This window comes from Burkholderiales bacterium (assembly GCA_013695435.1).
Classification (GTDB): Bacteria; Pseudomonadota; Gammaproteobacteria; order Burkholderiales; family JACMKV01; genus JACMKV01.
Map to the genome: position 1 here is coordinate 1 of JACDAM010000078.1, position 18,903 is coordinate 18,903.

At 60.8% G+C, this 18,903-nt stretch carries 17 protein-coding genes; 14 read left to right on the forward strand and 3 right to left on the reverse strand.

Annotated elements, in window-relative coordinates:
• The 3 genes from H0V78_04505 to H0V78_04515 all read right to left on the reverse strand — a co-directional run.
• On the reverse strand, positions 1 to 238 hold a 238-nt coding region (locus tag H0V78_04505; GenBank protein MBA2351059.1), incomplete at its 3' end, for a methyltransferase domain-containing protein.
• Positions 239 to 257: 19 nt separating this feature from the next.
• Positions 258 to 1,583 carry a TRZ/ATZ family hydrolase gene (locus H0V78_04510; GenBank protein ID MBA2351060.1) on the reverse strand — a complete coding sequence of 442 codons (1,326 nt, stop codon included), beginning with the start codon at positions 1,581 to 1,583 and terminating at the stop codon, positions 258 to 260.
• A gap of 180 nt (positions 1,584 to 1,763) precedes the next feature.
• Positions 1,764 to 2,486, reverse strand: a complete 723-nt coding sequence (locus H0V78_04515) for an OmpA family protein (protein ID MBA2351061.1) — start codon at positions 2,484 to 2,486, stop codon at positions 1,764 to 1,766.
• Between the two features lie 291 nt (positions 2,487 to 2,777).
• On the opposite strand from H0V78_04515, the gene gyrA reads away from it, so the two are divergent.
• From gyrA to rfaD, 14 genes are all read left to right on the forward strand, one after another.
• Positions 2,778 to 5,336, forward strand: coding sequence for a DNA gyrase subunit A (gene gyrA, locus H0V78_04520; protein MBA2351062.1), 2,559 nt, complete (start codon positions 2,778 to 2,780; stop codon positions 5,334 to 5,336).
• The gene (serC, locus tag H0V78_04525; GenBank protein MBA2351063.1) at positions 5,336 to 6,430 is read left to right on the forward strand and encodes a 3-phosphoserine/phosphohydroxythreonine transaminase; all 1,095 of its coding nucleotides are present in this window, start codon (positions 5,336 to 5,338) and stop codon (positions 6,428 to 6,430) included. Before gyrA ends, serC begins: the two co-directional genes overlap by 1 nt.
• Positions 6,431 to 6,655: 225 nt before the next feature.
• Positions 6,656 to 7,843 (forward strand): phosphoglycerate dehydrogenase, encoded by a 1,188-nt coding sequence (locus H0V78_04530; GenBank protein ID MBA2351064.1) that lies wholly within the window; start codon positions 6,656 to 6,658, stop codon positions 7,841 to 7,843.
• A 21-nt stretch (positions 7,844 to 7,864) separates the two neighbouring features.
• Positions 7,865 to 8,923, forward strand: coding sequence for a prephenate dehydratase (gene pheA, locus H0V78_04535; GenBank protein ID MBA2351065.1), 1,059 nt, complete (start codon positions 7,865 to 7,867; stop codon positions 8,921 to 8,923).
• A 36-nt stretch (positions 8,924 to 8,959) separates the two neighbouring features.
• On the forward strand, positions 8,960 to 10,075 hold the full coding sequence (locus tag H0V78_04540) for a histidinol-phosphate transaminase (GenBank protein MBA2351066.1): 1,116 nt from the start codon (positions 8,960 to 8,962) through the stop codon (positions 10,073 to 10,075).
• Positions 10,068 to 10,976, forward strand: coding sequence for a prephenate dehydrogenase/arogenate dehydrogenase family protein (locus H0V78_04545; protein MBA2351067.1), 909 nt, complete (start codon positions 10,068 to 10,070; stop codon positions 10,974 to 10,976). The genes H0V78_04540 and H0V78_04545 overlap by 8 nt, the downstream gene beginning before the upstream one ends.
• Complete coding sequence (gene aroA / locus H0V78_04550) at positions 10,973 to 12,310, forward strand: 3-phosphoshikimate 1-carboxyvinyltransferase (protein MBA2351068.1); 1,338 nt, start codon at positions 10,973 to 10,975, stop codon at positions 12,308 to 12,310. Before H0V78_04545 ends, aroA begins: the two co-directional genes overlap by 4 nt.
• Complete coding sequence (locus H0V78_04555) at positions 12,303 to 12,992, forward strand: (d)CMP kinase (GenBank protein ID MBA2351069.1); 690 nt, start codon at positions 12,303 to 12,305, stop codon at positions 12,990 to 12,992. The genes aroA and H0V78_04555 overlap by 8 nt, the downstream gene beginning before the upstream one ends.
• Positions 12,993 to 13,117: 125 nt before the next feature.
• On the forward strand, positions 13,118 to 14,851 hold the full coding sequence (rpsA, locus tag H0V78_04560) for a 30S ribosomal protein S1 (GenBank protein MBA2351070.1): 1,734 nt from the start codon (positions 13,118 to 13,120) through the stop codon (positions 14,849 to 14,851).
• A gap of 18 nt (positions 14,852 to 14,869) precedes the next feature.
• Positions 14,870 to 15,154, forward strand: coding sequence for an integration host factor subunit beta (locus tag H0V78_04565; protein MBA2351071.1), 285 nt, complete (start codon positions 14,870 to 14,872; stop codon positions 15,152 to 15,154).
• Between the two features lie 81 nt (positions 15,155 to 15,235).
• A complete protein-coding gene (locus H0V78_04570; GenBank protein ID MBA2351072.1) occupies positions 15,236 to 15,529 on the forward strand; it encodes a LapA family protein in 294 nt (97 codons plus the stop codon).
• 34 nt (positions 15,530 to 15,563) lie between these two features.
• Entirely contained in the window at positions 15,564 to 16,739 is a 1,176-nt protein-coding gene (lapB, locus tag H0V78_04575) for a lipopolysaccharide assembly protein LapB (GenBank protein ID MBA2351073.1), read from the forward strand.
• 23 nt (positions 16,740 to 16,762) lie between these two features.
• Entirely contained in the window at positions 16,763 to 17,770 is a 1,008-nt protein-coding gene (rfaE1, locus tag H0V78_04580; GenBank protein MBA2351074.1) for a D-glycero-beta-D-manno-heptose-7-phosphate kinase, read from the forward strand.
• 86 nt (positions 17,771 to 17,856) lie between these two features.
• Complete coding sequence (rfaD, locus tag H0V78_04585; protein ID MBA2351075.1) at positions 17,857 to 18,858, forward strand: ADP-glyceromanno-heptose 6-epimerase; 1,002 nt, start codon at positions 17,857 to 17,859, stop codon at positions 18,856 to 18,858.
• Positions 18,859 to 18,903: the final 45 nt, after the last annotated feature.

Below are 18,903 nucleotides of genomic sequence, written 5' to 3' on the forward strand. Positions count from 1 at the left end.
GCTTTCTGGCAAGATCGATCCCGGTCACGCGCGCCCCGCGCAGCGCCATCGCTTCCGACAGAATGCCGCCGCCGCAGCCGACGTCGAGCACCGCCTTGTCGCGCAGCGCGGCGATGCCGTCGATGTAATCGAGGCGCAGCGGATTGATGTCGTGCAGGGGTTTGAATTCGCTGCCCGGATCCCACCAGCGGTGGGCGAACTCGCTGAATTTCTCCAGTTCGGCAGGGTCCGCGTTCATGTCGTCGAGTTTGCCTTGGTCAGGCGGCCAGCGGGCTGATCCGCTTCCGCCACAGATTGGCTTTCGCTTTCAGTTCTTCACTGTCCAGCACGGTCGATTCACCATCTTTCAGTAGTAATTTACCATTGACCCAGACGTGGCTGACATGTTCGCGGCCGGCCGCGTAAACCAGGTGGGAAACCGGATCGTAGCACGGCGCCAATTCGGCGGCGGACAGGTCGATGGCGACCACATCGGCGCACTTGCCGATCCTTAGCGAGCCGATCTTTTCATCGAGGCCGAGCGCGCGCGCCGGGTTGATTGTCGCCATCGCCAGCGCCATCTCGGCCGGTATCGATTCAGCCGAGCCGCTCGCGGCTTTGGCCAGCAAAGCGGCGAGCCGCATCTCGGACCACACGTCGAGCCGGTTGTTGCTGGCGGCGCCGTCTGTTCCCAGGCCGACATTGACGCCGGCTTGCGTCAAAGCGTGGATGGGCGCTACGCCGCTCGCCAGCTTCAGATTCGACGACGGGCAATGCGCCACATGGCTGCCGTGCTCGGCCAGTCTGGCGATCTCTTCGTCGTCCACATGGACGGCGTGAACAGCGATGAAGCCCGGCCCCAGCAGGCCGAGCCCCTGCAACCGCGCCAGCGGGCGCACGCCGAAGCGCGAGACGCTTTCCGCGACTTCATGCGCGGTTTCGTGCACGTGCATATGGATAGTCAGATCGAGTTGCCCGGCATACGTCAGCAGTTGGCTGAAACTGGCATCGCTGACGGTATACGGCGCGTGCGGCGCGAGGCAGAAATCGAGCAGGGGTTCGTGGCGCAACGCATCGCGGGTTGCCAGGCCCTTGCTCAGATAGTCCTGCGCGTCGCTGGCATAGGCCGATGGAAAATCGATCACAACGATGCCGAGGGTCGCGCGCATGTGCGAGGCCAGGGCGGCGCGCGCCGCGGCCTCCGGAAAATAATACATGTCGTTGAAGCAGGTGACGCCGCCGTGCAGCATTTCGGCGCAGGCAAGCAGGGTGCCGTCGAAGACGAATTCGTCGCTGACGTACTGCCGCTCAGCCGGCCAGATGTGATGATTCAACCAGTCCATCAGCGAAACATCGTCGGCCAGACCGCGCATCAGGCTCATCGCCGCGTGCGTGTGCAAATTGATCAGGCCGGGGATCAGCGCGTGCTGCGGCAGCCTCAGATGTTCACGCGCCGCATAGCGCTGCTGCGCGGCCGCGGTAGGCAGCAGATCGCGTATAGCTCCGCGATCGATAACAAGCGACGACTGGTCAAGAACCTCGCCGGCAGGCTCGACCGGGATGATCCAGCGCGCGTCGATCAAGGTATCGACTTCAATCGCCATTTTCGCGTCGCGAAGTATCTCGGTTAGTTCGTCATTCAGGCAACTCTGGACTCCCGCTTCCGGCTGACAGCCTGCTGACAAGCTTCGTGGGAATGACCGTGAAGGGGAGACTTGTTCGGAGTCGCGCTAAACAAAAAGCCCCGCGCGAACGCAGGGCTTTCGATCGAACTGCGCGGAACGTTATTGTTCGACTTCCTTGCTGCCGGTGACTTCCACATCGACGCGACGGTCCGGTTGCAGGCACTGGATCAGGGCCTTGCCGGGTTTGCCCTTGCATTCGCCTGCCGTGACCGGCTCTTTTTCGCCACGTCCTTCGGTCTGGATGCGATCAGCCGAGATGCCTTTGCCGACCAGATACTGCTTGGCCGCGGCCGCACGGCGTTCCGACAGCTTCTGATTATAGGCGTCGGAGCCAATGCGGTCGGTATGGCCGACCAGCAGAATGACATCGTATTCGGCGCCTTCCAGAGTAGAGGCGAGATCGTCCAGCATGGTTTTGCCGTTCGGACGCAGCACAGCTTTGTCGAAATCGAACAGCGCATCGGCCGAGAAGTTGATTTTCTGCGGCAACAGCTTGATGGGGGCTGGCTTCGGCTCTTCCGGCGGCGCAATGGGCGCGGGCTCGGCCGGCGGCGGTACAGGCTCCGGCTTCGGTTCGGCTTTCGGCTCTTTTTTCACCAGATCGGGATCGCACGCTTCGATCGCCTGGGCGGGCGTCCAGTACCCGGTGCGCCAGCACAGACCGAAACCGCTGCGCGCAAGTTCACCGCGGCCATCGACGAGATAAGCATCGGTTTTTACTTTTTCTTTTTCTTGCGCGACTGCCGTCACGGGCGCCAGCGCCGCCACAACGGCCATACCGGCGAGTGTGGCGACGAGTATGTTCTTGCTGGTCAAACTCATCGTGTAGCCCCTTTTGGTTATTCGCTGCAGTATTCGCAAAAGTCACGAAAAAACGACAACTCGGAAGTGAGTCCCAGAATGCATCAATCGATTTCAATAGTCAAAGGATTGTTATGGCTAAACTATTTAATTGCGGACGAGGCCGCAATCATTTGTATTTTTGCAACAACAGGGCGCCTCAAAAAGTCGACGTGCTAGAATATCGGGTTTTGGAAATTTGCCGGTTTTGCGTAGAATTTCCGCCGGTTTCTTCTTTGCTCTTTCGATTTATTCCCCCGGAATACCCGCTTAATGGATCAGATCGCCAAAGAAACACTTCCGGTCAGTCTTGAGGAGGAGATGCGCCGCTCCTATCTCGATTACGCGATGAGCGTGATCGTCGGGCGCGCGTTGCCTGACGTGCGGGACGGGCTGAAACCCGTGCATAGGCGCGTGTTGTACGTGATGCACGAACTGAATAACGACTGGAACAAAGCGTTCAAAAAGTCCGCCCGCATCGTCGGTGACACTCTCGGCAAGTACCATCCGCATAGCCCGGAAGCCGTGTACGACTCGATCGTGCGCATGGCGCAGCACTTTTCGCTGCGTTATCCGCTGGTCGACGGGCAGGGCAATTTCGGCTCGGTCGATGGCGACAACGCCGCGGCCATGCGTTATACGGAAATCCGCATGGCCAGGATAGGCCATGAGTTACTGGCCGACATCGAGAAAGAAACCGTCGATTTCGGGCCGAACTACGATGGCTCGGAGCGCGAGCCGCTGGTGCTGCCCTCGAAAATCCCGAATCTGCTGATCAACGGCTCGTCAGGAATCGCGGTCGGCATGGCGACCAATATCCCGCCGCACAATCTGAACGAAGTCTGCGACGCTTGTCTTGCCCTGCTGAAAGATCCGGAAATGACGATCGACGAACTGATCGAGATCGTCCCGGCGCCCGATTTCCCGACCGCCGGCATAATCTATGGCACAGAGGGCGTCAAGGAAGGCTATCGCACCGGCCGCGGCCGCGTTGTCATTCGCGCGCGCGCGCATATCGAAAACATGGACAAAGCCGGCAGCCGGCAGGCGATCATCATCGACGAACTGCCGTATCAGGTGAATAAAGCCAATCTGCTGATTCGCATTGGCGAACTCGTCCGCGAGAAAAAAATCGATGGCATTTCCGATCTGCGCGACGAATCCGACAAATCGGGCATGCGCGCGGTCATCGAGCTGAAGCGCGACGTCAACGCCGAAGTCATCCTGAACAAGCTGTACAAAGAAACGCAGATGCAGGATACCTTCGGCATGAACATGGTCGCGCTGGTCGACGTCCAGCCGCGGCTGCTGAATCTCAAACAATTCCTCGAAGCCTTCCTGCGCCATCGCCGCGAGGTGGTCACGCGGCGCATCGTGTTCGAGCTGCGCAAGGCGCGCGAACGCGGGCACATTCTGGAAGGGCTCGCGGTTGCGCTGTCGAACGTCGACGAAATCATCGCGCTGATCAAGGCTTCGGCGTCGCCTGCCGAAGCCAAGCGTGCGCTGCTCGCGCGCACCTGGCGCTCGCAACTGGTCGAAGACATGCTGCGCCGCGCCGAGGCCGAGGCGTCGCGACCCGAAGGGCTGGCGCCGGAATTCGGGCTGCACAAACAAGGCTATCGTTTATCCGACGTGCAGGCGCAAGCCATCCTCGAACTGCGCCTGCAACGCCTGACCGGGCTCGAGCAGGACAAGATCGTGACCGAGTACAAAGACGTTATGGAGACGATTGCCGATCTGCTCGATACCCTTGCCAAGCCTGCGCGCATCAACAAGATCATCGGCGTCGAACTGAACGCGATCAAAACCCAGTTCGGCGACGAGCGCCGTTCCGAGATCGTCGTGCAGACGCAGGACCTCAGCATGGAGGACCTGATCGCCGTCGAAGACATGGTTGTAACGATGTCGCACAGCGGCTATATCAAGGCTCAGCCGCTGACCGATTATCAGGCGCAAAAGCGCGGCGGACGCGGCAAGCAGGCGACGGCGACCAAGGAAGACGATTTCATCGAGCACTTGTTCATCGCCAACACGCATCAGTACATCCTGTGTTTTTCCAGCCGCGGGCGCATGTACTGGATCAAGGTTTACGAAGTGCCGCAGGGTGGACGGGCAAGCCGCGGCAAGCCGATTGTCAATCTGCTGCCGCTGGAAGCAGGCGAAAAAATCAACGCCGTGCTGCCGGTCAAACAGTTCGCGGAAAACCATTACGTGTTCATGGCGACGTCGTTCGGTACTGTCAAGAAAACGCCGCTGTCCGATTTTTCGCGGCCGCGGCCCTCCGGCATCATCGCTGTCGGTCTGGACGAAGGCGACAAATTGATCGGCGTCGCGCTGACGTTCGGCAAACACGATGTCATGCTGTTTTCCGATGCCGGCAAAGCGGTGCGTTTCGACGAAAAGGACGTGCGGCCGATGGGACGCGGCGCGCGCGGGGTGCGCGGCATGAAGCTTGGACCGAACCAGAAGGTGATTTCGATGCTCGCCGCGGAAAACGAAAACACTACAGTGCTGACGGCGACCGAATTCGGCTACGGCAAGCGCACGCCGATCGCCGACTACACCCGCCATGGCCGCGGCACCCAAGGCACGATCTCGATCCAGACGAACAAGCGCAACGGCCGCGTGGTATCGGCGCGCCTTGTCAACAAGGAAGACGAAATCATGCTGATCACGACAGGCGGCGTGCTGATCCGCACCCGGGTTTCCGAAGTGCGCCAGATGAGCCGCTCGACGCAGGGCGTGCGCCTGATCAATCTCGACGAGGGCGAAAAGCTGGCCTGCTTCGAGACCGTCATCGAAACCGAAGCACTGGAAGGGGGAAGCGAATAATGGATCGCCGACACGAGTTTGTATTCAACTTCAGCGCGGGGCCGGCCATGCTGGCCGCGGCAGTTTTGCAGACTGCGCGCGACGAGGCGCTCGATTGGCGCGGCTCGGGCATGTCGGTCATGGAAATGAGCCATCGCGGGCCCGAGTTCAGCGAAATTGTGCGCCAGACCGAAACCGATTTGCGCACGCTGCTTGCGATCCCGCCCGACTACAAAATACTGTTTCTGCAAGGCGGCGCGACGACGCAATTCACCGCTGTGCCGCTGAACCTGCTGCGCGAAAAAAAATCGGCGGATTATATCGAGACCGGCGAGTGGTCGAAGAAGGCCATCGCCGAAGCGCAGCGTTTTTGCCAGGTCAACATCGCGGCCTCGTCCAGGGATGCGAATTTCAGCTACGCGCCGGTGCAGGAAAAGTGGCGGCTCGATGCAGAAGCGGCTTATGTGCACTACACGCCGAACGAAACCATACAAGGCGTCGAATTCAACTGGCAGCCGGAGACGAATGACGTGCCGCTGGTCGCCGACATGTCGTCCAGCATTCTGTCGCGGCCTATGGACGTGTCGCGCTTTGCGGTCATCTATGCCGGCGCACAAAAGAATATCGGTCCATCGGGGCTCACCATCGTCATCGTCCGGGAAGATCTGCTCGGGCACGCCGCGCCGCACACGCCGGTCATGCTCGATTGGCAGGTCCAGGCCGAAAACGATTCGATGTACAACACGCCGCCGACCTGGCCGATCTACATGGCCGGGCTCACGTTTCAGTGGCTGAAAAATCAGGGCGGTGTCGCGGCGATCGAAAAGACCAATATCGCCAAAGCCAAACTTCTCTACGACCAGATCGACGCCGGCGATTTTTATCGCTGCCCGGTCGCGAAGCCGGACCGTTCGCGCATGAACGTCGCATTCACCTTGCGCGACAGCTCGCTCGACGGCGAATTCTTGCGCCAGGCCGAAGTGCGCGGGCTGCTGCAGTTGAAAGGGCATCGCGCAGTCGGCGGCATGCGCGCATCGATCTACAATGCGATGCCGGTTGCGGGCGTGCAGGCGCTGGTCGATTTCATGCGCGATTTCGAGCGCCGTCACGATTGAGGAACCCCCGAATAAATTCATCGCCGTCATTCCCGTTAAATCATTCGAGGGCAGGCTGCATCGGGAATCCAGCGCCCCCCCCGCCGTCATTCCCGCGCAGCTTGTCCCAGCATGCTTTAAGCCGGGAGCGGGAATCCAGCGGCTTTGCACTAGTCAGACTCCGGATTCCCGCCGCAGCCCTCGAATGATTTGTTCGGCGCGGGAATGACAACTTGATTGGACGACATGCCCAAACCATTCCGCATCCTGACGCTGAACCAGATTTCCCCGATCGGGATCGCCCAGTTCCCCGGCAACCGCTATGTGGTCGGCAAGGATCTGAGCGATCCCGACGCTATCGTGCTGCGTTCCCATAACCTGTACGACATGACGATTCCGGCCAGCGTTCGCGTTGTCGGGCGCGCCGGCGCCGGCACCAACAATATTCCGGTCGCACGCTTGAGCACGCGCGGTATTCCGGTATTCAACACGCCGGGCGCCAACGCCAACGCCGTCAAGGAACTGGTCATCGCCGGATTGCTGCTTTCGGCGCGCAACCTGATCCCCGCGGCGCGTTATGTCGAAGCTCTGCAGAGCGATGGCGACGCGCTCGAAGCCCAGGTCGAAGCCGGCAAGAAACAGTTTGCCGGGAGCGAGCTGCCGGGGCGCACGCTCGGTGTCATCGGTCTTGGCAAGATCGGCAGCCTGGTAGCCGACGCCGCCATCAAGCTCGGCATGAAAGTGCTCGGCTTCGATCCCGGGATCACGGTCGATGCTGCCTGGAGTTTGCCTTCGCAGGTGCAGAAGGCGCGCAGTATCGAGGAGCTGCTGAAGAATAGCGACTTCGTGACGGTACATGTGCCGCTGATCGACATGACGCGGCATATGATCGACCTCAAACGTGTGATGGCGATGAAGAACGGAGCCGTGCTGCTGAATTTTTCGCGCGACGCGATCGTCGATACCGGCGCCGTGCTCGAGGCGCTCAATAGCGGCCGCATCAAATATTATGTCTGCGATTTCCCTGACGCCAGGTTGCGCGGACACGCGAATGTGGTCGCTTTGCCGCATCTCGGCGCATCGACGACGGAAGCCGAAGACAATTGCGCGGTCATGGCGGCTAATCAGGTACGCGATTATCTTGAGCATGGCCAGATCGTCAACGCCGTCAATTTTCCGGACGTCGACATGGCGCGCGAATCGCCTTATCGGATCGGCGTCGCCAATGCCAATGTGCCGAATATGGTCGGCCAGATTTCGACGGCGGTTGCCGCCGCCGGGCTCAATATTCACAATATGCTGAATAAATCGAAAGGCGAGATGGCCTACACGCTGGTCGATCTCGATAGCCCGGTCACACCCGATTTATGCAAACAGATCGCCGCCATTCCGGGCGTGCTGATGATCCGCTACCTTCCTGCCGACTTGTCCTGACGTCGCCATGAACGACGCACCATGAACGACGCACTGCAGCGCTATCGCGACCGCATCGACGCGATCGACGACGAGATCCTGAAACTCGTCAATCAGCGCGCCGAATGCGCGCGTGCGATCGGCGAATTGAAGGAAGACGGCCAGGTTTACCGCGCCGAACGGGAAGCGCAGATTCTGCGCCGCGTGAAAGAGAACAATCCGGGGCCGTTATCGGAAGCGGCGGCGCTGAATATGTTCGCGGAACTGATGTCGGCGTGCCGCGCGCTCGAAAAAAATCTGTCGGTCGCCTATCTCGGCCCGGCCGGAACGTTCAGCGAGCAGGCGGCGCGCAAACATTTCGGCAGTCAGATGCAAACCACCTTGTGCGCATCGATCGATGAAGTTTTTCGCACGATCGAAGCCGGCACGGCGGCTTACGGCGTGGTGCCGGTCGAAAATTCGAGCGAAGGCGCGGTCGGGCGCACGCTCGATCTGCTACTCGCCAGGCCGCTGCAGATTTGCGGCGAAATTACGCTGCCAGTGCATCAATGTCTGCTGGCCGGATCTGCCGGCGCAATACGCAAAATCGTCTCGCATGCGCAAAGCCTCGCGCAGTGCAACGAATGGCTGAATCGGCACTATCCGGAAGCCGAACGCATTCCCGTCGTCAGTAATGCCGAGGCTGCGCGCATCGCCGGTTTCGAAGAAGATACGGCGGCGATTGCGGCGAAAAGCGCGGCGTCCTTGTATCAGTTGCAAGTCATCGCCGAAAATATCGAAGATGTGCCGAACAATACGACGCGCTTTCTGGTCATCTCGCTGCACGACGCGCTGCCGTCCGGCAAGGACCGCACCTCGCTGGTCATGTCGGCGGAGAACCGCCCCGGCGCGGTCCACGCGTTGCTGACGCCGCTGGCCGAGCATCAGGTCAGCATGAGCCGCTTCGAATCGCGGCCATCGCGCGCGAGCGCATGGGAATATGTGTTCTTCGTCGATATCGAAGGCCACCGGCAGGATGCGCAAATCGAGCGCGCGCTGGCCGCGCTGCGCGAGAAAGCCGTATTCGTCAAAATCCTCGGCTCGTATCCGCAGGCCATTTAATTTCGGCGCATTCAACTCCGCTTTCGTCTTCCGCTTATGAGTTTGTGCGACCTCGCGCCGCCATACATCCGCGGCATCGCGCCTTATGTTCCAGGCAAACCGGTCAGCGAGCTGGCGCGCGAACTCGGCTTGTCCGATATCGTCAAGCTTGCGTCGAACGAGAATCCGCGCGGCGCGAGCCCGCGCGCGATCGAAGCGGTGCATGAGGCGCTGACCGACGTTGCCCGCTATCCCGATGGCAGTGGTTTTGCGCTGAAGCGCGCGCTGGCCGACCGCTATTTGGTGGCGCCGGAGCAGATTGTGCTCGGCAATGGCTCGAACGATGTGCTCGAACTGGCGGCGCGCGCTTTTCTCGATGCGCATTCGTCCGCGATCTATTCGCAGCACGCATTCGCGGTTTATCCGTTGGCGACCCAGGCGACCGGCGCTGCCGGGATCGAAGCGCCGGCCAGGGATTTCGGCCATGACCTCGATGCGATGCTGGCCGCCGTGCGCGCCGATACGCGTCTGGTGTTCATCGCAAATCCGAACAATCCGACCGGAACATTGCTCGCTGCCCGCGACCTGCGGCGTTTTCTGGAAAGCGTTCCGCGCTCGCTGCTGGTGGTCCTCGATGAAGCCTATGCCGAATATTTGCCGGACGATCTTTGTGCCCACAGCATCGACTGGCTGCGCGCGTTTCCCAATCTGATCGTGGCGCGCACGTTTTCGAAAGCGTATGGACTGGCTGGTTTGCGCATCGGCTTTGCGCTCGCGAACACCGGCGTTGCCGATCTGATGAATCGCGTGCGCCAGCCGTTCAACGTCAGCAGCGTTGCGCTCGCAGCCGCCGAGGCTGCGCTTGCCGACCAGGATTTCGTTCGCGACAGCCGGCGGCTGAACGAAACCGGGATGGCGCACATCGTTGCCGGATTCATGCGCCTCGGCATCGAATTTATTCCGTCGCACGGCAACTTCGTCAGCTTCAAAGTCAGCGACGCGAATGCCGTTTATCAACGCCTGCTGAGGCTCGGCGTGATCGTGCGGCCGATCGCGAACTACGGCATGCCGCAATACCTGCGCGTCAGCATCGGGCTCGAAGCGGAGAACGCGAAATTCCTCGACGCGCTGTCTCGCGCGCTCGATCAAAACGCGGCGCCGATGCATGGCTAATTTCCGTATCGACAAACTCGTCATCTTCGGCGTCGGCCTGATCGGCGGTTCATTCGCGCTCGCTTTGCGCGAGGCAGACGCGGTCAAACACGTTGTCGGCGTCGGCCGCAACCGCGACAATCTCGAACGCGCGTTAGAACTCAAGGTTATCGATGAAATCGCGAGCGATATAAAGCGCGCGGTCAGCGATGCCGACTTCATACTGCTTGCGACGCCGGTCGGGCAAATGGCCGAGCTGATTAGAACGATTGCCCCGCACGTCAGCGCGCGGGCAATGATTACCGACGCCGGCAGCACCAAGCAGGATGTCGTGCAGCTTGCGCGCGAAAGTTTGCAGAAGTGCCTGCCCCGCTTCGTGCCGGCGCATCCGATCGCGGGCGCCGAAACCAGCGGCGTAGCCGCGGCGCGCGCCGATCTGTACCGCGGTAAAAATGTTGTCATCACGCCGCTTGCCGAAACCGATGCGCTCGCGATCGATACGGTGTGCGCCGCATGGCGCGCTTGCGGCGCGAAACTCGTCAGGATGAAAGCCGACGAGCACGACCGGATTTTCGCCGCGGTCAGCCATTTGCCGCACGTGCTCGCCTATGCGCTGGTCAACATGCTGGCGCAGCGCTGGAACGCCGATCAGCTATTCGATTTCGCAGCCGGCGGTTTTCGCGACTTCACCCGCATCGCCGGCAGCTCGCCGGAAATGTGGCGCGATATCTGTGTCGCCAACCGCGAGGCGCTGGCGCGCGAACTGCGTCATTACCAGGCCGAAATCGAGCGCGTGACGGTGATGATCGAGGCCGGCCAGGCCGATCAGCTGCAAGCCTTATTTGCCGCCGCGCGCGAGGCGCGCAGCGCGTGGTCGGCCGGGCAAACGGATCAGACCGGGTCGGCCGAATCGATACCATGAGCGACATCATGACGGCGCATTACGTCATTGCCGCGGGCGGACGGCTCGTCGGCGATGTGCGCGTTCCCGGCGACAAATCGATATCGCACCGCGCGATCATGCTGGGTGCGCTGGCCGAAGGCGTGACCGAAGTCGGGGGCTTCCTGGAAGGCGAAGACGCGATCGCGACCATGAATGTATTTCGCGCGCTTGGCGTTCATATCGATGGGCCCGATCAGGGCCGGGTGCGCATCGACGGCGTCGGCCTGCACGGGCTCAGGAAACCGCGCGGCGTACTCGATTGCGGCAATTCTGGAACGTCGATGCGGCTATTGTGCGGATTGCTGGCTGCGCAATCGTTCGAAAGCGAGCTGACCGGCGACGCCAGCCTGACCAGGCGGCCGATGCGGCGCGTCGCGCTGCCGCTGCGCGAAATGGGCGCCGATATTCGCACCGCCGGCAATGGTTTCCCGCCGCTGACCATACATCCTGTGAATGAATTACACGGCATCAGCTACCAGCTTCCGGTCGCCAGCGCCCAGGTCAAAAGCGCGTTACTGCTGGCCGGCCTTTATGCCCATGGGCTCACCTGCGTCATCGAGCCGGCGCCGACGCGCGACCATACCGAGCGCATGCTATGGGCATTCGCTTATCCGGTGCAGCGCGAAGGCCGAAGCACTTGCGTCAGAGGAGGGGCGGGGCTCACCGGGACGCGCATCGAGGTTCCTGCTGATATTTCGTCGGCGGCCTTTTTCATGGTCGGCGCCAGCATTGCGCCCGGCTCCGACATCATGTTGTTCGATGTCGGGATCAATCCGACGCGCGCCGGGGTCATCGAGATCCTGCGCATGATGGGTGCGGACATTTCGCTGCTGAACGAACGCAAGTTTGGCGGCGAGCCGGTCGCCGACATTCGCGTGCGTCATGCCGATTTGTGCGGCATCGCCATTCCACGCCGCCTCGTGCCGCTTGCCATCGACGAATTTCCCGCGCTGTTCATCGCCGCCGCCAGCGCCAGCGGCGAAACTTGGCTTCGCGGGGCCGGGGAATTGCGCGTCAAGGAGAGCGACCGCATACAAGTGATGGCCGACGGCTTGCAAGCGCTCGGTGTCGCGGCCGAACCGACAGCGGATGGCATGCGCATCGTCGGCGCAAGCCAGGGCAATCGTTACCGCGGCGGAGAAGTAGAGAGCCATGGCGATCATCGCATCGCAATGGCATTTTCGATCGCTGCGCTGGCGGCGAGCGAAACAATTACCGTGCGCGATTGCGCGAACGTCGCGACGTCGTTTCCCGGCTTTGTCGAAACCGCGCAGCACGCCGGCTTGCGGATCGAAAGCTATCTGCATGGATGAACCCGGAAGGCAAACGATTCCGGTCATCGCCATCGATGGCCCTTCGGCGTCGGGCAAAGGCGCGGTTGCCTGGGAAGTCGCGCAGCAACTGGGTTTTCACTATCTGGACAGCGGCGCGCTGTATCGGCTGGTCGCGTTCGCCGGGGCGCAGCAGGATATTCCGATCGACGACGAAGAGGCGCTCGCCGATCTCGCCAGCAAGCTGAATGCGCGCTTCGCCGGGCAGCGAATATTCCTGAATGAACAAAGCGTGGACGACGCGATCCGCGCCGAGACGGTCGCGGCTGGCGCCTCGCAAGTCGCGGCCCTGCCGGCGGTCCGCACGGCCTTGCTTGCGCGCCAGCGCGCTTTCCGCCGGACGCCCGGTCTGATCGCCGAAGGACGCGACATGGGAGCTATCGTTTTTCCCGGCGCGAATCTTAAAATCTTCCTGACCGCGAGCGCCGCGGAACGCGCTGCGCGGCGCGTTAAACAGTTGAAGGAAAAAGGAATGCGTGCTAGTCTCCCCGGTACTTTGCGAGACATCCAGCAACGTGATGCGCGCGACAGCGAGCGCCGCATCGCACCCTTGCAATTGTGTGCGGATGCGACTTTGCTCGATACCACGTCGCTGACAATCAGCGAGGTTGCAACCGAAGTGGTGCGGCTTTATCGGCAATCCCTCGCGCACGGGCTACCATAGTCCCGGCTCCGGAATCGGTCGTTCGCAACGCGCGAACGTTTCGCTTTTTGAACTGAACTCTGGTTTTTATCGACGCTCCCGGCCCCGTCCCTTGTGACGGGTATTTTTTCAGGTTTTCCACATACATGAATACTGCTGCCAACACCGCTTCCGCTTCCGCCGCAATCCCGGATTCGTCCGAAAATTTCGCCGCACTGTTCGAAGAAAGCCTGACGCGTCAGGAGATGCGCATCGGTGAAGTCATTACCGCCGAAGTCATCAGAGTCGATTTCAATCACGTCGTCGTCAATGCCGGTTTGAAATCGGAAAGCTTCATAGAACTCGATGAATTTCGCAACGATCGCGGCGAAGTCGAGGTCAAGGCCGGCGATTTTGTCGCGGTCGCGATCGATGCGCTCGAAGACGGCTACGGTGAAACCAAGCTGTCGCGCGAGAAAGCCAAACGGCTGTCGGCGTGGCACGAACTCGAAGTCGCGCTCGAACAGGGCACCCAGGTCACCGGCCTGATCAGCGGCAAGGTCAAGGGCGGGCTGACGGTGATGATCAATGGTATCCGCGCGTTTCTGCCCGGCTCGCTGGTCGATATCCGTCCGGTCAAGGATACCAATCCGCTCGAAGGCAAGCACACCGAATTCAAGGTCATCAAGCTCGACCGCAAACGCAATAACGTCGTCGTGTCGCGGCGCGCCGTGCTTGAGGCAAGCCAAGGCGCCGAGCGCCAGCAACTGCTTTCGAATCTTCAGGAAGGCGCAATCGTCAAGGGCATCGTCAAGAACATTACCGATTACGGCGCATTCGTCGATCTGGGCGGCATCGATGGTCTGCTGCACATTACCGATCTTGCCTGGCGGCGGGTAAAGCATCCGTCCGAAGTGCTCGCAGTCGGCGACGAAGTCGAAGCCAAGGTTCTGAAGTTCGACCAGGAAAAGAGCCGCGTATCGCTCGGCATGAAGCAGCTCGGCGACGATCCGTGGGTCGGCCTGTCGCGCCGCTATCCGCAGAGTACGCGGTTGTTCGGCAAAGTCAGCAACCTGACCGACTACGGCGCCTTCGTCGAAATCGAGCCCGGCATCGAAGGCCTGGTGCACGTGTCGGAAATGGACTGGACCAACAAGAACGTGCATCCGTCGCGCGTCGTTCAATTGGGCGACGAAGTCGAAGTGATGATTCTCGAAATCGACGAAGACCGCCGCCGTATTTCGCTCGGCATGAAACAGTGCCAGCCGAATCCGTGGGAAGAATTCTCGGTCGATCACAAGAAAGGCGACAAGGTTCGCGGCCAGATCAAATCGATCACCGATTTCGGCGTATTCATCGGCTTGCCGGGCGGCATCGACGGGCTCGTGCATTTGTCCGATTTGTCGTGGAGCCTACCCGCCGAAGAAGCGGTGCGCAATTACAAGAAGGGCGATGAAGTCGAAGCTGTCGTGTTGTCGATCGACGCCGACCGCGAGCGCATTTCGCTCGGCGTCAAGCAGCTCGATGGCGATCCTTTCAACAGCTTCATCGCCGTGCATGACAAGAACAGCATCGTCGACGGCACGGTCAAGACGATAGACGCCAAGGGCGCCACGATCGCGCTCGGCGACGATGTCGAAGGCTATCTGCGCGCGTCCGAAGTGTCGCGCGATCGCGTCGAAGACATTCGCACGCACCTGAAGGAAGGCGATGCGGTCAAGGCGATGATCATCAACATCGACCGCAAGAATCGCGGCATCAATTTGTCGATCAAGGCCAGGGACGCCGTGGAGGAATCGGAAGCGATGCAGAAAGTCGCGGCCGAAAGCTCGGGAAATGCCGGCACGACCAGCCTCGGCGCGCTGCTCAAAGCCAAAATGGATAACAAGAATACCGAATAGCAGAAAATGGGAGAGGCCATGACCAAGTCGGAGCTGATCGTCAAACTGGCGGCGCGCTATCCGCAGTTGGTGGCGAAGGACGCCGAGCTCGCAGTCAAGATGATTCTCGATACCATGTCGAAAAGCTTGGCCGCCGGTCAGCGCATCGAAATTCGCGGGTTCGGCAGCTTTGGCTTGAATTACCGGCCGCCGCGCCTCGGCCGCAATCCGAAATCCGGTGAGAAGGTCAAGGTTCCCGCCAAGTACGTTCCGCACTTCAAGGCGGGAAAAGAATTGCGCGAACGCGTCGATATCGAAGCCTGAACTAGCCTGCGCGGTTCGACAGACTGGCTGGTTCGTCTGATTTGCAAGCGTCGTCGGCGCTTGTTTGCATTGTGAATGCTCATGCGCTATCTGCTGTGGCTGCTTAAACTTGCGCTGTTTCTGGTGATCTTCGGCTTTGCGCTGAAAAACACCGACAGTGTTCTTCTGCGTTTCTATCTGGGTTATGAATGGAACGCGCCGCTCGTTTTCATCCTGTTGATTTTTTTCTGCGCCGGGGTTGCCGGCGGCATTCTCGCCACGCTCGGACACATTTTCAGGCAGCGCCGGGAAATCGCTTCCCTCAAGCGCGAACTTCGCGTCGCCAACCAGGAAGCGTCGCGGCGGCTGCCAGTCGTCCTGGACGACGGCGCGTAAGCCGCCCACGCAGCCCCAAGTCCCGGCGAGCGACATGGAATTCGAGTTCTGGTGGTTGCTCGCCTTTCCGCTGTTTTTCAGTCTGGGCTGGCTGGCGGCGCGCATCGACATAAAGCAGTTGATGTCGGAATCGCGCGCGCTGCCCTTGTCTTACTTCCGCGGCCTCAACTTCCTGTTGAACGAGCAGCCCGACAAGGCGATCGAGGCGTTTATCGAAGTCGTCAAAGTCGATCCGCAAACCATAGAACTGCATTTCGCGCTGGGCAGCCTGTTCCGCCGCCGCGGTGAAGTGGATCGCGCCATCCGCATGCATCAGAACCTCGCCGAACGCGCCGACCTCGATCCCGACCAGAAGCTGAACGCGCTGTTCGAACTGGCGCAGGATTATCTTAAAGCCGGCTTGCTCGACCGCGCCGAGGAGGTGTTCGTCAAACTGCAGAACACGCGCCACGGGGAGGCATCGCTCAAATTCCTGCTCGAGATTTATCAGCAGGAAAAAGACTGGTCGAAGGCGGTTGTGGCGAGCCGCGAGCTGGCGGCGTTGACCGGGGAGTCGCGGCAAAAAGAAATCGCCAATTTCTACTGCGAACTGGCCACGACCGACATGATGAATTCGCGGCCCGAGGCCGCATCCGAGCATCTGCAGGAGGCCTTGGCCGTGCATCGCAATTCGGTGCGCGCAAGCGTACTGCTCGGCGAGGTAAAGGCGGCGCAAGGGCAATGGGCGGAAGCCATCGAAGCCTGGAAAAGAATCGAATCGCAAAGCCCGGCGCATCTGCAGTTGGTCGCGGAAAAGCTGCTGAATGCGTATCGCGAGATCGGGTCTGTCGACGAAGGCCTGAACCTGCTGCGCGGCTACCTGGCCAATTATGCATCGCTCGATTTGCTGAATGTGGTATTCGAAGCGACGCTCGCCCGCTTTGGCGCCGAACCGGCCTACAGGCTGGTGCGCGACGAGTTGCAGCGCAATCCGACCTTGCTTGGGCTCGACAAGCTGCTTGAAGCGCAGTTGCTGGAAACGCCGCCGGAGCGGCGGCGCGATCTCGAATTGATCAAAACGCTGGTCCATCAGCACACGCGCAATCTGGCCCTGTATCGCTGCGACGATTGCGGTTTCAAGTCACGCCAGTTCTATTGGCATTGTCCGGCGTGCCGCGGCTGGGAAACCTACCCGCCGCGCCGCACCGAAGAGCGCGGGCTGACTGTGTAGAGGTACTAGCGTGGCGAGAATCCATGCACGGTAAGTATGGAAACAAAAAGCGCGAGGACGATGCCAGCCTTCATCGTCCATGCCCGCAGCCCGCCCGCGTTCTCGTCGTCGGCGACGTCATGCTCGATCGCTACTGGTTCGGCGAGGTCAGCCGGATATCGCCGGAAGCGCCGGTGCCGGTGGTCAGGATTCGCGATACCGAAGAGCGTCTCGGCGGCGCCGCCAACGTTGCAAGGAATGCCGCGGCGCTCGGTGCGCACACCGAGTTGTTGTCGGTGATCGGCGCCGACGAAGCCGGCGATTGCCTCGCGCGTCTGCTCGAAGCTGCCGGCATTGACGCGTCGCTGCATCGCGATTCGTCTCTCGCGACTACGATCAAGCTGCGCGTGATCGGCCGCCAGCAGCAGTTGCTGCGTATCGATTTCGAAACGCCGCCTGGCCGCGAGGTATTGCTGTCCAAACTCGCCGACCTGGAAGCCAGGGCACCTTATGCCGATGTCATCGTGTTGTCCGACTACGGCAAGGGAGGCATGGAACACGTCGCCAGCATGATTGCGATCGCCAACGCCGCCGGCAAGCCGGTCTTGGTCGATCCCAAAGGCGACGACTATTCGCGCTACCGCAACGCTACCTTGCTGACGCCGAACCTCGGCGAATTCCGCGAGGTCGCCGGAGGCTGGAAAGACGAGGACGCGTTTACCAGCAAAGCGCAGCGCCTGCGCGAGGAGCTGAATTTGCAGGCGCTGCTGGTCACGCGCAGCGAGCAGGGCATGACGCTGTTTCGCGAAGGCGAACGCTGCCACGAGCCGGCCGTGGCGCGCGAGGTGTTCGATGTCAGCGGCGCCGGCGACACCGTCATCGCGACCCTGGCCGTGATGCTGGCCGAAGGCAAAAGTTTTGCCGAGGCCATGCGTGTCGCCAACCGGGCCGCGGGCATCGTTGTCGGCAAGCTCGGCACCGCTATCGTCAGCCGCGAGGAGCTGTTCGGCGTTCAGCGCGCGACTGAAACGGCGCCTTTTTCCCCTTTGTAGAACCCTTGCGAAGTGAAAGCGAATCGGCGCCGCCGTCCGCCCCTTGAAGAACAACATCGACCTCCCATCGAGCCCAGAAATCGACCATGTACATCATCGTCACCGGCGCTGCCGGCTTTATCGGTTCCAACGTCGTCAAAGCGCTGAACGCGCGCGCCGAAACCAATATCATTGCCGTCGACAACCTGACCGACGGCAGCAAATTCGGCAATCTGGTCGATTGTGAAATCGCCGATTACCTCGATCGGGAGCTGTTCCTGCGCGAGCTTGCCGATGGCGCATTCGCCGGTGAAATCGCCGCTATCCTGCATCAGGGCGCGTGTTCCGACACCACCGAAAGCGATGGCCGCTACATGATGCAGAACAATTACCGCTATTCGGTCAACCTGCTCGAGTATTGCGAGGAAGAGGACATTCCGTTCGTCTATGCTTCGTCGGCGGCCGTGTATGGCGCGAGCGCGGTGTTCCGGGAAGCACGCGAGTTCGAAACGCCGCTCAACGTTTACGGCTATTCCAAATTCCTGTTCGATCAGTACGTGCGCCGCAAGTATGCGCAGCACAATCTGCGCGCCGTCGGCCTGCGCTATTTCAACGTCTACGGCGAACGCGAACAGCACAAAGGGCGCATGGCGTCGGTCGCATGGCATTTCTTCAACCAGTACCAGGCAACGGGCAAGGTCAAACTGTTCGAAGGCAGCGGCGGTTACGAAGCAGGCGAGCAGCGGCGCGATTTCGTTTCGGTGCACGACGCCGTCGCCGTCAATCTGTTTTTTCTCGATCGCCCCGAGCGCGCTGGTGTCTATAACGTCGGCACCGGCGCCGCGCAAAGTTTCAATGAGGTTGCGGTCGCCGTGGTGAACGCCTGCCGCGCGACGCATGGCGACGCGCCGCTGACGCTGGTCGAGATGCGGCAGCAGGGCATCATCGAATACATCGCATTCCCGGCGAATCTCAAGGATAAATATCAAAGCTATACCGAGGCCGATCTCGGCGCATTGCGCGGCGCGGGTTATGACGCGCTCTTCAAGCCGGTCGAACAGGGAGTAGCGGAATACGTGGCTACTTTGTCGCGCCAGTCCGATCGCTGACGCAATTCGCGAAGCCGTCGTAACTGAATCCGCGCCGTCGTAACT

Bases quoted from the DNA above. Each gene is read 5' to 3' on its own strand.
- gyrA (MBA2351062.1), top strand. From the start codon at position 2,778: ATGGATCAGATCGCCAAAGAAACACTTCCGGTCAGTCTTGAGGAGGAG.
- H0V78_04570 (MBA2351072.1), top strand. From the start codon at position 15,236: ATGCGCTATCTGCTGTGGCTGCTTAAACTTGCGCTGTTTCTGGTGATC.
- serC (MBA2351063.1), top strand. From the start codon at position 5,336: ATGGATCGCCGACACGAGTTTGTATTCAACTTCAGCGCGGGGCCGGCC.
- aroA (MBA2351068.1), top strand. From the start codon at position 10,973: ATGAGCGACATCATGACGGCGCATTACGTCATTGCCGCGGGCGGACGG.
- H0V78_04565 (MBA2351071.1), top strand. From the start codon at position 14,870: ATGACCAAGTCGGAGCTGATCGTCAAACTGGCGGCGCGCTATCCGCAG.
- H0V78_04540 (MBA2351066.1), top strand. From the start codon at position 8,960: ATGAGTTTGTGCGACCTCGCGCCGCCATACATCCGCGGCATCGCGCCT.
- rfaE1 (MBA2351074.1), top strand. From the start codon at position 16,763: ATGCACGGTAAGTATGGAAACAAAAAGCGCGAGGACGATGCCAGCCTT.
- H0V78_04510 (MBA2351060.1), bottom strand. From the start codon at position 1,583: ATGGCGATTGAAGTCGATACCTTGATCGACGCGCGCTGGATCATCCCG.
- lapB (MBA2351073.1), top strand. From the start codon at position 15,564: ATGGAATTCGAGTTCTGGTGGTTGCTCGCCTTTCCGCTGTTTTTCAGT.
- pheA (MBA2351065.1), top strand. From the start codon at position 7,865: ATGAACGACGCACTGCAGCGCTATCGCGACCGCATCGACGCGATCGAC.
- H0V78_04515 (MBA2351061.1), bottom strand. From the start codon at position 2,486: ATGAGTTTGACCAGCAAGAACATACTCGTCGCCACACTCGCCGGTATG.
- H0V78_04530 (MBA2351064.1), top strand. From the start codon at position 6,656: ATGCCCAAACCATTCCGCATCCTGACGCTGAACCAGATTTCCCCGATC.
- H0V78_04545 (MBA2351067.1), top strand. From the start codon at position 10,068: ATGGCTAATTTCCGTATCGACAAACTCGTCATCTTCGGCGTCGGCCTG.
- rfaD (MBA2351075.1), top strand. From the start codon at position 17,857: ATGTACATCATCGTCACCGGCGCTGCCGGCTTTATCGGTTCCAACGTC.
- H0V78_04555 (MBA2351069.1), top strand. From the start codon at position 12,303: ATGGATGAACCCGGAAGGCAAACGATTCCGGTCATCGCCATCGATGGC.
- rpsA (MBA2351070.1), top strand. From the start codon at position 13,118: ATGAATACTGCTGCCAACACCGCTTCCGCTTCCGCCGCAATCCCGGAT.